The sequence below is a fragment of the Vibrio ishigakensis genome, assembly GCF_024347675.1.
GTDB classification, from domain to species: domain Bacteria; phylum Pseudomonadota; class Gammaproteobacteria; order Enterobacterales; family Vibrionaceae; genus Vibrio; species Vibrio ishigakensis.
This window is the reverse complement of the sequence record NZ_AP024882.1, coordinates 1,600,976-1,614,725: the sequence shown is the minus strand read 5'-3', so window position 1 is coordinate 1,614,725 and position 13,750 is coordinate 1,600,976. Positions and strand designations below refer to the sequence as shown.

Sequence of the window (13,750 nt, the reverse complement as noted above, 5' to 3'; positions counted from 1 at the left end):
ACATTCCGGGATGACGGAGCGATGTGAGGGAATGTTTGTTCTGTATAGATGTACAATAAACCCCCGCTGTAAGAGGCCAGTCTTAAGCAGTTTGAAGCAACTTCTTCAGCTTATTTATCACCAACTCTGTTTGCTCTTCCTCAGAATGCAGATTACAGGTTGTGCACTTAGCCTTACCTTCTATCTTGTACTTTAGACAGCAGGTCTCACGCCTTACATAGATCTTCTTAAAGCCGTTGAAGCTCACTTCCTTGATTTTATTGAGCTGGCCACCTTTAGGCAGTGCTTGCTCAAATACAGCACTTTGCCACTCTTGCAGAAGGGAGGTATCTAGGCTGTTATCTTCTGAGATAGGCTGATGAGTCAACTTTGAAAATGCAAGGTTGCAGGCATATAGGATGTTACCCCAATAGACTCGCGGGTTTACTCTTTGGCTCTTGTAGAACTGAGTTAAGGGCGTAGACAGTTCTAAAATTACTTCGACAAGCTTTTGGTCTAGTTCCTGCTGTGAACCAACCTTTATTCCGGTGTCATCGAGCGAAAAGAATAGGTTATCGCTTGAGATAGATACATTCGAAACCCTGTGGTCGTCTCCAATCGTTAACCCAACGTCTTTAAGTGAGAGCTTTGGCACTCGATTGAACACCAAACGATGACCTACTAGTGAGGTAAAGAGAATAGCGTTATACACTTTTTGCCAGATAGGGGCGGAAAAGGCGGTTTTGGTATCCAGGGAATCTGCGTACGCTTGCAAAGTTTCTTCAGCACAGCCTTTAAACCAAGTTTCAGCATCCGTTCCAACGACCTTATCGCTGATAACTAGACGAAAGAAAGGTTCATGCTTGTTAAGAAGCATCTGCTGCTGAGCCAGTGTGAGGGTTGAGGAATCCGCAGGCAGATCAAGCCATTGCAGTAACTGTTGTTGAAGCTGTTCCACTATGCCTCCTCTCGAACATAGGATTGTGGCAAACAATAGGTGAAGCCATCGATATTGGCCATTTTGCCTTTAACTTTAAATACGCTCTCAAGGGTTTCTTCGGTAAGCACCTCAAGTGGCGAACCTTGCTTTAGGATCTTACCCTTTTTCATCAGTACCAGTTCATCACAGAACTGTGCTGCTTGGCTGAGTTCGTGTAAGACATACACTATGGTCAGATTGCGACTCTTGTTTAGTTGTTGTAGCACCTCTAAAAGCTCTAGTTGATGGCCAAGGTCAAGATAGCTGGTTGGTTCATCCAACAGCAGCCATTGCGCTTCTTGTGCTAAACACATTGCAAGCCAAACACGCTGACGTTCACCACCTGAAAGGGTGCTCACAACGCGGTCTTCATATCCGGCTAATCCAACACTCGAAAGCGACTCTTTGATCACTTCAATATCTCGTGAGCTGTTACCTTGATACCACTTTTTGTGAGCAACGCGCCCTAAAGCGACGAGCTGTTCAACGGTAACCCCTTCCGGCGCAGTTGGATGCTGAGGCAAGATAGCGATGTGTTTGGCCAGTTCTTTGAGTTTCCAATCACTAAAGGGTTTTCCTTTGAAGCTGACGTTTCCCGAGCGTGCTTTGATTGCTCCGGTAAGGGTCTTCATCAATGTCGATTTACCACACCCATTTGGACCTACGAATGCGGTAACCTTGCCCTCCTGAATCTTGATGTCGACACCGTTTAAAATAATGGTGTCCTGATAGCCAGATACTAGGCCTTGGCCCTGTAATGTATTTGAATTCATCAGGAGTTTTTCCTTAGTAGAAATAGGAAGAAAGGTACGCCGCACAACGCTGTAATCACACCAGCAGGTATCTCTGTTGGATAGAGTAGCGTTCTTGCTAAAAGATCCGATACGGCAAGAAACAAACTGCCTAGTACCAGAGTGAGAACCAGAGATTGACCAGGACTATTCTTGCAGATGAGCCTTGCCATATGCGGAATTACCAGCCCAATAAAGCCTATTGGACCTATGGCGGAAACTGCAGGGGCAGTGATCAGCGCTGTGCCGATCAAAATAATAACCCTGAGCTGAGGCCCTTTGATGCCCACCCCTCTGAGGGTTGAATCATCATATCGAACCCACTTTAACGGGATAAACATTAGAGCAATAAAACCAAGGGCGAAGATAGCCCAAGGTAGAAGATACAGCACTTGCTCCCAGCCTCGGCCATACAAGCCACCGGCCATCCATTGTAGAGCAAGATCGGTGCGACCTTGGCCTATAGTGAAAATGAGTGCTGAAGAGCAGGCGCTCAAAATAGCGGTAACGGCAACACCGGTAAGCAGGGTTAAGGACGAGCTCGATAATCTGCTTACGATCAGAATTGGAACTGAGCTGAGTAAGCCGCCTGCCATAGAAAAGGCGATGAGCGCGTTCTCCGCTGAAATAGACCAGCCAAACCAACTAGGTAACAGTAGCGCGCAAACCGCGCCCAATGAAGCACCTGCATTAACACCCAAGATACCGCTGTCCGCAAGCGGGTTTTTCAATGTGGTTTGCAACAGATAACCCGACGCAGCCAACATAAAACCTGCCAGTAACGCGAGGATGATTCTTGGTAAGCTCAAAGACCAAAACGGATGATAGGTTCCTCGCTCGATAAACGCGAGTCCGGAGCTCATCAGCTCTTGCGAGGTTCCGATGTAAGCCAATGGAGCAAAGAGCACTAAGCTGCAGATCAGATAGAAAGGAAGGCTACGAACCATTAGCGGGCCATCCATAGTTTGCCAAGGATAAGATACAGAAACCAAGGGGCGCCAATCATAGCGGTTAGGACTCCGATGGGTAGCTCAAGAGGCATAAGTAGCGTGCGCGCGAGAAGGTCTGCGGTAATTACTAGGCTTGCCCCGATTGCCGCTGAGCCGATAAGGCCAAGACCTAGCATGCGTGCTAAGTGAGGAGCGACCAATCCGATAAAGCCAACAGGACCGAAAGCGCCAACAGAAGCGGCAGTCAATATTACTGAGATAAAACCGAACAGCAGGCGGTAGCTGTTTATTGGGATGCCCAAGCCTCTAGCCACTTCATCGTCAAGCTCAAGATACGAGCGCTGACGATAGCTCACGATTAACAAGGCAAACATAGGTAATGTGGTAAACAGTAAAGGCCAAAATGCATCCCAGTTAGCTCCAGCGTTACTTCCGGTTAGCCAGAAGAACAGCGCTTCGCTGTCTACTCGGTCAGAGAGAAGAATGTAGGTAATGGCAGCCTGACAAAATGCACTTACAGATACGCCAGCAAGTGCAAGACGGCTTGGAGTAATACCGTTCTTCCAACTAATTGACAGAGTTATCACACCGCCGATAAGCCCGCCAGCGATACCCCAAAACAGAGAAGAGAGAGGCAGTACAAACATAGTTGCTGTCAGCACCGCAAAGGCCGCACCAGACATTACCCCGGTTAGGTTAGGGGAGGCCAGTGGGTTCTTAAGAACGCTCTGCATGATATGACCCGCTGTAGCGAGGGCAGCACCACCAAATAGCGCAATCAGGGTTCTTGGTAGCCTTAATTCCCAGAAGACAAGATACTGGCTAGTCTGTTGCTCGTTTAGCAAAAACGAACGTAAGTCCGACAACGAAAACTGATAGATACCGACGCTAAGAGACTGATAGATAACAACTACTAAGGTGACAGAGGAAAACAGTATCAGTGTCAGGTTTTTACTGTTCAGCGACACAACGCCTCCTCAACTTTCTCTTTTGAAGGAGCATCGAATAGCTCAGGATACGCTTTATGCGCTATATCCATGCTTACCCACAATCGAGAGTATGGTCCTTCCGGTTCGCGCCACGCCATGCTAACTTCATAGACTCGATTGTTCTTGACAGCAGAAAGGTTCTGCCAGATTTTTGAGTCGACAAATTGTGGCTTAGAACCCTGATACATAAAGATAATGTCGGGATTTAGTTTAATCAGCCACTCCAAACCTACTTGTCCTGAGTAAGGTGTTTTTGCTGAGTAAGGCGATGGGCCGTTAGCGCTCTCAATATTCAAGCGCTCCATTAAACTCACTGTCATAAAGTGCGAATAGTAGGCTCTTGGCGTAACCCCAGCACTAGTAAGAAACAGACCACTGAGTTTTTGGTCGCCTATTTTACTGTGCATCTTCTCAAGTGTTTGCTCGAAACATTGGTTGATGCGTATTCCTTCCGCCTCTTTGCCTAATACCTTACTGGTTTGAGCGATGGCTTTATTACTGTCATCCACAGTTATTAAGTCATAACCAAGGGCAGGGGCGATATCTGAATAACGCTGATAGTAAGGCTCGATCATACGGCCTAGTCCCACGATTAGGTCTGGTTTCGCCGTATAAAGTGCTTCAAAACTGGTTCTCGACCTAGGACCAAGTTCAGAGGCCTGTTTTAGCTCATTTAGGTAAGAGGGGAAACCGCCGGGGTAGTTTGAAACAGCGACTGGAACCTCACCTAAGGCAAGCGAAACCTCACCGCCAAATGTCGAAACACTGGCCACTCTTGGAAAGGTGTTTGTCTTAATTGTAGGCAAGGTTATGCCTCGGTCATCTGTGTACTCATTTGCATAAACTTGATCTAGAACAAAGACAAGGCTAAGCAGAATGGTGGCTGAACGGCAAATTGGACGAAAATGCTTCATAAAAACACAAATGATAACAATTATTGTTTACTTCATTAAAAGGAGTGCTAGACTACCACGCAATTAAATGCCTCTCAACAGCACTAAAACCTTTTTTAGCCCTTATGCCAAGGCGAGGCGTTGTCGTAAAACGGAAATGGAAAAATGAAACTTACTAAGCTGAATGTAGCCATTATGGGCGCATTAACTTTGACAAATTTCAGCGCTCAAGCTGAAGAAGCGTCTCAAACGGAACAAATGGAAACTATCGTAGTTTCTGCGAGCCGTAGTCAGCAAACTCTTAACGAGGTTCCTCGTTCAGTAACTGTAATCAATCAAGAGCAAATCTCTGATGCTATGAAGCAAAGTCGTAGTATTAACGATGTGCTTTCTATGTTGGTTCCGGGCATGGGTACCTCTATCCACGGTAACCTAAGTAGTAAGGGTCAAAACAACATCCGTGGCCGACGTGTTCTGCTACTTATTGATGGTGTAGCACAAAACAATAGCTTCCTTGATTTCGGCCAAGAACTGTCTTCTATTGATCCTGAAAACGTAGATCGTATCGAGGTTATCCGTGGCGGTTCTGCGGTATATGGCCTAGGTGCACAGGGCGGTATCATCAACGTTATCACTAAGATGCCGGTAGCGGGTGAAACCCAATACCGCACCAAGGTTGGCACCAACTTCCAAGAGTTCGGTAGCGACTCGTTTAGTTGGGATGTATACCAAGAAGCGCAAGGTGGTGATGACAAAAACCAATGGCGTATCGGTCTTGGCTATGAGCAACGTGGTGGCAGCTTTGATGCAAACGGTGATCGTCTTCCTTCGGTAAACAACGAAGATGACATGGACAACATTAATGTGAATGGTGTGTGGAACCATAACATTGATGCAGACCGTGCACTTACCTTTACTTTTGGTGTTCGTAACATCACAGATAACGACGGTTGGTGTGCAACCGGTGCGGATCCTGAAAACGGAATCCCAGCGCAAGCTGAGCACTGTGGCCCCGGCTACAACAATGGTGTAGCAGGTCAGCCTGGTGCTGAGCCAAACGACGTAAGCCGTACCTTCGCTAACTATCAAGTTCGTTATCAGGATTATGCGTTTGCGCTTGGTATGCTTGATGTGACCGGTTATTGGATGACTCAGGATACTGAGACCTTCACTTTGAAGATGACCGATTACAACCCTAACTCTCCAACGTTCGGCCAAACCCTTTATGGTCATAATGAGACTGACTTCGACCGCTACGGCGCGAAGATCAATATCTCAAGTGACACAAGCTGGGCTGCGGTAACTTGGGGTCTTGACCTAGAAAACCAAACCTTCAAGCAACCTAACAGCGTAGGTTTTGTAAACAACACACCAGACGTAGAACAGTTCGCTATCGCACCGTTTGCACAATTCTCAAGTGACATCACTCTAGACACAACCGTTTCTTATGGTGTTCGCTATGAGTACGTTCGCTTAAGCGTAGATGACTTTATTGTAGGTAATACCTTTAACGGCACTGCGGGCAATAGTGTAGAAGGTGGTAACCCAAGTTTTGATGAGTTCCTTTTCAACGTAGGTATTACGCACTATCTAACTCCAAACCATCAAGTGTTTGCGTCATTTGCACAAGGTATGTCTACAAACGAAGCACTTCGTGATATCCGCTCAGGTGGTACAGCTTCTAATCCGTTAACTAGCGTTGATGGTGCGATTAACCCTATTAAAACAGACAACTATGAGATTGGCGTTCGAGGTCTGATTGCACAAGCTGACTATACACTTGCGGCTTTTTACAGTGAGTCAGATTCAGGTGCGACCTTAAGCTTGAACGACGTAACTGGTAACCTTGAAAGTACCCGAGCACCAGAACGCGTATGGGGTGCTGAAGCAACTCTTGGTTTCAATATCCTTGCTAACCTTCGCAACGACAACACAGTGTCGTGGCAAGAAGGTGAGCGTAAGCTAGATGAAAACAGCGATTGGGAACCTCTAGATGGCACGCGTATCGCGCCTCTGAAAGTAACCTCTATGTTTATCTATGATGCACATGAGTTTGGTCGCTATAACATCAACTTCATCTACTCTGGTTCACGTGATAAAGAAGACGAGATTACTCAAGGTGCAAAATACGCAGTTGATAGTTTCTTCCTAGCTAATGCTGGTATGGATTATGACTTGCCTGTTGGTACTGTAAGCTTTGCTATCGAGAACCTGTTCAATGAAGAGTATATGACACCATATGCTCAGTCAGAGCAGAATGCTTCTCGTTACTACAATGCTCCAGGTCGTCGCTTCTACTTGAATTATGAAGTGAAGTACTAATCGAAAAGATTTAAAACAAGCCGAGCCTAGCTCGGCTTTCATGCGTTTTTTAGGCGCCAAAAAACATTTGGTTACCTTATGAAAGAAACTGCGATTGATTAATGATATGGTCGATACAGTTTGAAGAAAAGATACATAAATTCAGAGAGTTAATGAAAGTCTATGAATATTAAAAATAAAGCTGGCTACCTATTACTAGCAGGCTTGTCTATGACTAGTGCATCAGCCTTTGCTAACCAGCAGGTGACACTGCAGAAGTCTCAAAACGTCGAGACTCAAATCACTAAGAATGCAGCAAACAGCCAAAAGAAGATTTCTGCAAGCAGCGACAAAGCGATGCAGCTAGAAGCTGATATTGCTACGCTGAAGCAAGAGGTGAACAACCTAACGGTTTACAACACTCACCTTGAAGGTCTGATTTCTAGCCAAGAGAAAGAGCTTGAAGGCTTTGATTCACAGTTATCTCAGATCGATGATACCCGTCAGGCTATCGTTCCTCTGATGTATGAAATGTTGGATGGTTTGAAAAAGTTGAATGCCGAAGACCGTCCGATTCGCGTCGATGCTCGTTCAAAGCGTCTCGAATCTCTGAATGAAATGATGACTCAAGCAGACATCAGTGATGCAGAAAAATATCGCCGCATTCTCGAGGCATATCAGATCGAAATGGATTACGGCACTAAAATGGGTGCGTACTCTGGCACTATCGAATTCGACGGTAAGCCTATCGTTGCTGAGCAGCTTTACCTAGGTCGTGTATCTCTAGTAGCTCGCTCTAACGACCGCCAGCGCTACTGGGCATGGAACGACAATCAAAATGCATGGATTGAGCAAGACCGCAGTGTTGGTCACTCAATCGATAAAGCGTTCGATGTTGCCGCTAAGCAAGCTTCTCCAAGCCTGCTTGATCTACCCGTTTCGCTAACTCAAGGTGAGGAGAAGTAATTAATGAAACGTCACCTAGCAAAGGTTAGCCTAGCTCTAGCCGCAGCCCTGTGTGTAATTCCAGCACACGCTAGCCAAGAGCTATTAAACGATACTAATAAAGCCAAAGCGGCTGATACACAGCATAACAAAGCGCGCGAAGGGGAGTTTGCTTCTCAAGAACAGAAGCTTCAGGCTGAGTATGATGCGCTTATCAAGCAGCGTGCAAACCTGAATAAATCTATCGACTCTCTAAGCGCAAAGTTCCAATCCAATGAAGAGCTACTAGCAGGCAAAGAAAAAGAACTGACCCTAGCGACAGGTAGCTTGGGTGAGATCTTTGGTGTTGTACGCCAAGCAGCGAAAGATGTTCAACTAGAGCAAGAGCGTTCGGTTGCTACTATCGGGCTAGATGAAGATGTAGCGGTTATCGATGAGATCATAGAAGCGAAATCTATCCCATCTAAAGACCAACTGTACGGTCTATGGCATTCATACCAGCATCAGATCGACGCAAGCTCGAAAGCTAGCAAGATAATGGTTCCTTTTGTGGATGGTTCTGGTGAACTGCAAAAGAAAACAGTTCTTCGTATGGGCTCATTCGCTCTAGCGGACGATAATGGTTACTTGGCTTGGAACGCAACTAAACAGATTGCTACACCATACACGGTTCAGCCTAAACTAACACTGACATCGTCAACTGATTTATCAAGCGACCTACCTGTAGTAGCGCTAGACGTAACACGCGGCGCATTGCTTGAGCAGTTGGCTAACAACCCAACCCTTTCTCAGCGTATCGAGCAGGGTGGTGTAGTAGGTAAAATCATCATTGGTCTTCTTCTAGTAGGTCTTCTAATCGGTGTTTATCGTGCGTTCGTTCTTATGTCTATTAAGTCTAAGATCAACAAACAGCTGAAAGATGTATCCAACCCAACAGACAACAACCCACTTGGCCGCGTAATGCTGGTTCATAAAGAAGATCAGAGTCCAACGATTGAAGCACTTGAGCTTCGTCTTTTAGAAGCAGTAATGGATGAGCAAGAGAGCCTAGAGCAAGGCATCTCGACCATCAAACTCCTAGCAGCTCTAGCACCTATGCTAGGTCTACTGGGTACAGTAACCGGTATGATTGATACCTTCCAAACCATTACTCAGTTTGGTAATGCTGATCCTCGCATCATGGCAGGCGGCATCTCGATGGCACTTATCACGACCGTTCTTGGTCTAGTCGCGGCTATGCCTCTACTACTTGTACACAACATGCTATCTAGCCTATCTGAAGGCATCCGTAATGTTGTTGAAAAACAAGGTGTTGGCCTAGTAGCTGAAAGCGCAGAGCGCAAACAAGAGGCTGCTGCATAATGGCTGACTTCGCATCCTTTTGGGCGATGCTCACAGACGTACCCCTAGTTGGCTCTATCGATGAGCTGATGGTTCGAGGTGGTCCGGTTCTGTGGTGGCTCGCCGCTGTGATGCTGGTCTTTTGGATTTTGGTTCTAGATAGAGTCTTGTACTTCTTTTGGTTATTTCCAAAGTACCAGCACCAATGGGTTCTTCAGTGGCAACAACGCTCTGACCGCCATTCTTGGTATGCGCTTTCGCAGCGCACCGCTTGGCTGTCAGCGTCGGAGTCGAGCCTGAAGCGTTCACTGTCCTTAATGAAGGTGCTTGTCGCACTGTTTCCGATGCTAGGTTTGCTTGGAACCGTTACCGGTATGATCTCGGTATTCGATGTGATGGCAGCCCAAGGAAACAGTGAACCGCGCCTAATGGCGGCAGGTATCTCTATGGCCACTATCCCAACAATGGCCGGCATGGTAGCAGCCCTTGTGGGTATGTTTGTTTATTCGAGATTGTATGGATTGGCAGAGCGCAAGCAATTGCACTTAGAGCGAATGCTACGAATCCATAATTAGAGGTTTTTACAATGAGATTAGGACGACGTCGCGAGCGTAATGAAGAAGCACAGGTCGATATGACCTCAATGCTTGATATCGTATTTATCATGCTGATCTTCTTCATCGTTACTAGCTCTTTCGTGCGCGAATCTGGTGTAGAGGTAAACCGTCCTCAGGCGGCAAATGCTACTAGTCAGAAAGATGCTGGCATCTTTATCGCCATTACAGACAACAACCAAGTTTATATCGATAAACGTTTGGTGGATGTAGAGCGTGTTCAGGCAACACTTGAGAGTATGGTGATCGACAAACCAGATGCATCTGTAGTGATTCAGGCAGACAAGTTTGCCTTTAACGGTACGGTTGTTGAGGTAATGGATGGGGCGAAGGGTGCAGGGATCGAGAAGATCGCTCTGGCTACAGCCGCCAAATAGAGGCAGTAAATGAAAAGACTATTTATAGCACTGCCTCTTGCCTTGTTGATGACCTTCTTTGTGTTTGGGTTTATGACTTGGTTGGTGAATTTGGGTAAAACGCCGCTGCCGGATCAAAAGCCGCCAGTGAGCTTTGATATCCTTCAAGTAGAGCAAGATAGCGCTACCCAGCGTCGTCAGCGTCAATTGCCGGATCCACCAGAGAAGCCACAACAGCCACCAGAAACGCAGGTGAGTGATCCAACCAATGTGTCCGAGAATTCAATCTCGATGGATAGCTTGGACTTACCTCAGGTTGCTCTAGATACAGGGGTTTCTGGCTTGGCGATTTCTAATCCAGGGCCGATGAAGATTGCACAGAACCAACAGGTGATGCCGCTACACCGAATGGAACCAAGGTATCCGCCACGCGCTTTGAATCGTAAGATTGAAGGTTACGTTGTAATGAGCTTTAGCATCAACGAAGTGGGTACACCTGTAGACATTAAGGTTGTAGAGGCCGAGCCTGCACGCGTGTTTGACCGTGAAGCTATCCGTGCACTTCAACGCTGGAAATATCAGCCAATGATAGTCAATGGCAAGGCACAAACCCGTGAAGGGCAAACCGTTAAGTTGGAGTTTAAACTGCAAAAATGAACAAATCAGTTATAACTTTAGCCCTAATAGCTAGCTTATTTACCGGTGCGGTCACCGCTGAAGAATTAAGTCGCTCGGTTGCCGGTCGTGTGCATCAAGCGTTTGAGCTGCAGAGTAATGACATGAATGCCGAGGCCATAGAGACACTTGAAAAAGTAGATTCAAGCCGAGCATTTGATACCTCTTATGTACAGCGCATGTTGGGTATCTTGTACTGGCAAGAAGACCAAATGGATAAAGCAGAAGCGGCGTTGGGGCGAAGTGTTGCTACAAAGGGTCTTGAGCCTGAACAACACATCGAAACCCAGCGCATGTATGCAGATATCCTGTTGTCTAATGGCAAGACTAAGCAGGCTCTGGCTAACTACAACGAAGTGATGGCACAGAACAAAACCTTGAATGTTCTGAAGGCCGACACCGTGCAGCAGATCTGGCTTCGTATTGGTCAAGCCAACTATCAGATGGAGAGTTGGAAACCAGTGCTCGGTGCGGTAAGCAGCTATTATTCTGCAGGCGGTAAAACAACGGTACCTGTGCTTAATCTACGTTTGGGTGCTGAGCTGTCTCTTAAGCAGTGGAATAATGCACTTAAAACTACGCTGGCATTGCGTGGCTTTGAACCTGAGCGAGGGAGCTGGTGGACACAAACCATCAACCTGTATCTGCGAGTTGGAAACTATTCACAAGCCTTGGCGACTCTCAAGCAATATGAGCGTGCTGGCTTTGAGTTAAGTAAAACTCAAACGCGTATGATGGCTCAGCTTTATTCTAAGCAAGGCGTGCCTGAAAAGTCTGCTCAGATCTTCCATGAACTGAATAAGGCATCCGATGTTGACGCCAAAGATTTAGCGGTAGAAGCACAATACTGGCAACAGGCGAGAGAATGGGAACAGTCACTGGAGGCTTGGGCTCGTGCCACCAGCAAAGACAGTCAATATCGCTGGTCTTACATCAATCTACTGATGCAAAACAAGCAGTATAAGACTGCTCTAACTCAGCTAGACAAACTGAACTCCAGTGCTCGTAAAGAGTTGACCATTGTTCAAGCTTACTATCGCTTAGGCGATAAGAAGAAAGCGTTAGAGCATGCTCAAAAGGCTAATCAGATAAAGTCTGATCAGGCGACTATTAGCTGGATCAAGTATCTGAGTCAGGCGAATTAAAGCTGGCTACACACAAAACAAAAATAGGCGCTAATTAGCGCCTATTTCTTTATCTGCCGGTGATTACACCATCTGCGATACTAGCAAGAACCCGCCAAAAGCAAGCCCAAACAGCATCATCATATTGCCACCTTCAGCGGCATAGCTTTCGCTTAATGTATCTGTAGCTCTTAGCTTGTAAACCATAGCTAGGGGAACAAATACGGCTAGGAATACCAGTATGATCCCGGCGTAGGCAAGAACCGAAAGGAATTGGTCTGCAGCCATGATTGCGCCAACTAGAGGCAGTATAAAGGTAAGAACATAGGTCACGACGCGGTTTTGCTTGAAGGTGTCGCTGTTTTGATCGAACAGTGACATCGCCACACCAAAGAATGATGTGAGTAGGGCAAGGCCGGTAAATAGAGAAAGCACTGAACCAATCCAAGGCGCTTCGTGCTCGAAGCCTGCCATCAGTTGAGAAACGCTAGAGAACTCTTTTAGTTGTGCTGGTGGTAGGTTGCCAACAACTGCGAACAGCCAACACAAGTAGCAGAAAAGCGGGATTACTGAGCCTAGGATAACCATGTTTCTTAGCTGTTTATGGGAGGCATCGTTGTTGTATGAAACAAGGCTTGGGATCACTACCATAAAACCAAAACTAGTAAATAGTACTGCACTGGTTTGAATCAGACCTAGGTGGTCATGGTTGCTTACTTGAGTCAGGTTTTGCGTCGAGAAATGTGGAAGCAACACAAATAGAGTAATGATTAGGCTAGCAATCATTACCAAGAATAGCAGGCGGTTTAGCTTATCAATAACACCTGTGCCACAGGCTACAATCGCGCCTGCTACTAAGGTAAACAGTATCTGGCTTTGGGTGAAACTCAGGGTTAAACCGAGAGAAGAAGCCCCTTTAGTTAATAGATCGGCCGCGCCCAAGATGTAGGCCATTAACAGGCAGATAAGAAGGGCATACAGCAGAGCATTTGAGACAAGTTGTCCGCCTTTGCCAAGCGTTTTACGAGCGATGGTATTCAGACCCAGTCCACCACCTGATTTTATGGTTGCTTCGAGTAGAAGTAGTGCTGAGTAGGTGGTGCCAAACCAGATGAACGCCATCAGAAGTGTTCCGTAGAACAGACCAAATTGAGCTAGAACCATTGGTATTGCGAGCATGCCAGCGCCAAGAGCGGTGCCGGAGATAATTAGGGCGCTGCCTAGAAGTTTCGTATTCATTTTCTATAAAACCGTTAAATTATTAAATTTCGAAATTTGCGCGTGCGCGCAGGTGTATTGAAGGGGGAGGATCAATACGAAAAATAAAATCGAGAAAATGAATATCGCGTGGTGGAGGTAGCGAAAAAGCTTGAGGTTTTGAAAGGGGAGTTAAAGGCAATCGAGGGCTTTGAGGCCTTGTGTGGCGACCCTTCAGTAGGCTCCAGAATTGGAGTAGTGATCTTGAATATCATTGAGATGTCCTAATGTAAAAAGACAATCCTTTGGAACTGACATAGTAAATCCTAAACTATGCAGTCTCGAAATGAGACAATCCCATATTAACTAGGACGATGATGATTGCAACGTACTGTTACTTAAGCGCCTAAATAAGCACCGATAACTGTTCAAAATGGGGTGCAAGCATAGTTTTCAGCATAGGATACGATTATTTACACATTTCTGACTTGAATAGTCGATCAAAATATATACAATTTTGACCGACATCTTAGCCATGCTTATGACGAAAATGAATAATCAAAAGCGCCTGGTTAAGCGACCTTCAACCTCTATTGCCGAGTTGTATCATTGAAAG

At 46.2% G+C, this 13,750-nt stretch carries 13 protein-coding genes; 7 read left to right on the top strand and 6 right to left on the bottom strand.

Annotated elements, in window-relative coordinates; all coding sequences use genetic code 11:
* Window positions 1-82 precede the first annotated feature (82 nt).
* From Pcarn_RS21255 to Pcarn_RS21235, 5 genes are read right to left on the bottom strand one after another with little or no spacing between them, the layout of a single operon-like run.
* Entirely contained in the window at window positions 83-937 is an 855-nt protein-coding gene (locus tag Pcarn_RS21255; protein ID WP_261836325.1) for a (2Fe-2S)-binding protein, read from the bottom strand.
* Window positions 937-1,731, bottom strand: coding sequence for an ABC transporter ATP-binding protein (locus tag Pcarn_RS21250; RefSeq protein WP_261836324.1), 795 nt, complete (start codon window positions 1,729-1,731; stop codon window positions 937-939). The genes Pcarn_RS21255 and Pcarn_RS21250 overlap by 1 nt, the downstream gene beginning before the upstream one ends.
* Window positions 1,731-2,696 (bottom strand): FecCD family ABC transporter permease, encoded by a 966-nt coding sequence (locus Pcarn_RS21245; RefSeq protein ID WP_261836323.1) that lies wholly within the window; start codon window positions 2,694-2,696, stop codon window positions 1,731-1,733. The genes Pcarn_RS21250 and Pcarn_RS21245 overlap by 1 nt, the downstream gene beginning before the upstream one ends.
* Complete coding sequence (locus Pcarn_RS21240) at window positions 2,696-3,667, bottom strand: FecCD family ABC transporter permease (protein ID WP_261836322.1); 972 nt, start codon at window positions 3,665-3,667, stop codon at window positions 2,696-2,698. The genes Pcarn_RS21245 and Pcarn_RS21240 overlap by 1 nt, the downstream gene beginning before the upstream one ends.
* Window positions 3,658-4,602 (bottom strand): ABC transporter substrate-binding protein, encoded by a 945-nt coding sequence (locus Pcarn_RS21235; protein WP_261836321.1) that lies wholly within the window; start codon window positions 4,600-4,602, stop codon window positions 3,658-3,660. The genes Pcarn_RS21240 and Pcarn_RS21235 overlap by 10 nt, the downstream gene beginning before the upstream one ends.
* Window positions 4,603-4,746: 144 nt before the next feature.
* Between Pcarn_RS21235 and Pcarn_RS21230 the strand changes: the two genes are divergently transcribed.
* The 7 genes from Pcarn_RS21230 to Pcarn_RS21200 all read left to right on the top strand — a co-directional run bounded on the left by Pcarn_RS21230 (window position 4,747) and on the right by Pcarn_RS21200 (window position 11,958).
* Entirely contained in the window at window positions 4,747-6,903 is a 2,157-nt protein-coding gene (locus Pcarn_RS21230) for a TonB-dependent receptor (protein ID WP_261836320.1), read from the top strand.
* 162 nt (window positions 6,904-7,065) lie between these two features.
* A complete protein-coding gene (locus Pcarn_RS21225; RefSeq protein WP_261836319.1) occupies window positions 7,066-7,848 on the top strand; it encodes a DUF3450 domain-containing protein in 783 nt (260 codons plus the stop codon).
* A 3-nt stretch (window positions 7,849-7,851) separates the two neighbouring features.
* A complete protein-coding gene (locus tag Pcarn_RS21220; RefSeq protein WP_261836318.1) occupies window positions 7,852-9,189 on the top strand; it encodes a MotA/TolQ/ExbB proton channel family protein in 1,338 nt (445 codons plus the stop codon).
* On the top strand, window positions 9,189-9,743 hold the full coding sequence (locus tag Pcarn_RS21215) for a MotA/TolQ/ExbB proton channel family protein (RefSeq protein ID WP_261836317.1): 555 nt from the start codon (window positions 9,189-9,191) through the stop codon (window positions 9,741-9,743). The genes Pcarn_RS21220 and Pcarn_RS21215 overlap by 1 nt, the downstream gene beginning before the upstream one ends.
* 11 nt (window positions 9,744-9,754) lie before the next feature.
* Window positions 9,755-10,159 carry an ExbD/TolR family protein gene (locus Pcarn_RS21210; RefSeq protein WP_261836316.1) on the top strand — a complete coding sequence of 135 codons (405 nt, stop codon included), beginning with the start codon at window positions 9,755-9,757 and terminating at the stop codon, window positions 10,157-10,159.
* Window positions 10,160-10,168: 9 nt separating this feature from the next.
* Complete coding sequence (locus Pcarn_RS21205) at window positions 10,169-10,795, top strand: energy transducer TonB (protein WP_261836315.1); 627 nt, start codon at window positions 10,169-10,171, stop codon at window positions 10,793-10,795.
* Complete coding sequence (locus tag Pcarn_RS21200) at window positions 10,792-11,958, top strand: tetratricopeptide repeat protein (protein WP_261836314.1); 1,167 nt, start codon at window positions 10,792-10,794, stop codon at window positions 11,956-11,958. The genes Pcarn_RS21205 and Pcarn_RS21200 overlap by 4 nt, the downstream gene beginning before the upstream one ends.
* 63 nt (window positions 11,959-12,021) lie before the next feature.
* Here the strand turns inward: Pcarn_RS21200 and Pcarn_RS21195 are convergent, their stop codons facing one another.
* A complete protein-coding gene (locus Pcarn_RS21195) occupies window positions 12,022-13,176 on the bottom strand; it encodes an amino acid permease (RefSeq protein ID WP_261836313.1) in 1,155 nt (384 codons plus the stop codon).
* Window positions 13,177-13,750 lie beyond the last annotated feature (574 nt).

What these genes read in the sequence shown, in the direction of transcription:
- Pcarn_RS21210 (WP_261836316.1), top strand. Translation starts at nt 9,755, where the DNA reads ATGAGATTAGGACGACGTCGCGAGCGTAATGAAGAAGCACAGGTCGAT.
- Pcarn_RS21220 (WP_261836318.1), top strand. Translation starts at nt 7,852, where the DNA reads ATGAAACGTCACCTAGCAAAGGTTAGCCTAGCTCTAGCCGCAGCCCTG.
- Pcarn_RS21205 (WP_261836315.1), top strand. Translation starts at nt 10,169, where the DNA reads ATGAAAAGACTATTTATAGCACTGCCTCTTGCCTTGTTGATGACCTTC.
- Pcarn_RS21215 (WP_261836317.1), top strand. Translation starts at nt 9,189, where the DNA reads ATGGCTGACTTCGCATCCTTTTGGGCGATGCTCACAGACGTACCCCTA.
- Pcarn_RS21195 (WP_261836313.1), bottom strand. Translation starts at nt 13,176, where the DNA reads ATGAATACGAAACTTCTAGGCAGCGCCCTAATTATCTCCGGCACCGCT.
- Pcarn_RS21230 (WP_261836320.1), top strand. Translation starts at nt 4,747, where the DNA reads ATGAAACTTACTAAGCTGAATGTAGCCATTATGGGCGCATTAACTTTG.
- Pcarn_RS21235 (WP_261836321.1), bottom strand. Translation starts at nt 4,602, where the DNA reads ATGAAGCATTTTCGTCCAATTTGCCGTTCAGCCACCATTCTGCTTAGC.
- Pcarn_RS21225 (WP_261836319.1), top strand. Translation starts at nt 7,066, where the DNA reads ATGAATATTAAAAATAAAGCTGGCTACCTATTACTAGCAGGCTTGTCT.
- Pcarn_RS21250 (WP_261836324.1), bottom strand. Translation starts at nt 1,731, where the DNA reads ATGAATTCAAATACATTACAGGGCCAAGGCCTAGTATCTGGCTATCAG.
- Pcarn_RS21200 (WP_261836314.1), top strand. Translation starts at nt 10,792, where the DNA reads ATGAACAAATCAGTTATAACTTTAGCCCTAATAGCTAGCTTATTTACC.
- Pcarn_RS21245 (WP_261836323.1), bottom strand. Translation starts at nt 2,696, where the DNA reads ATGGTTCGTAGCCTTCCTTTCTATCTGATCTGCAGCTTAGTGCTCTTT.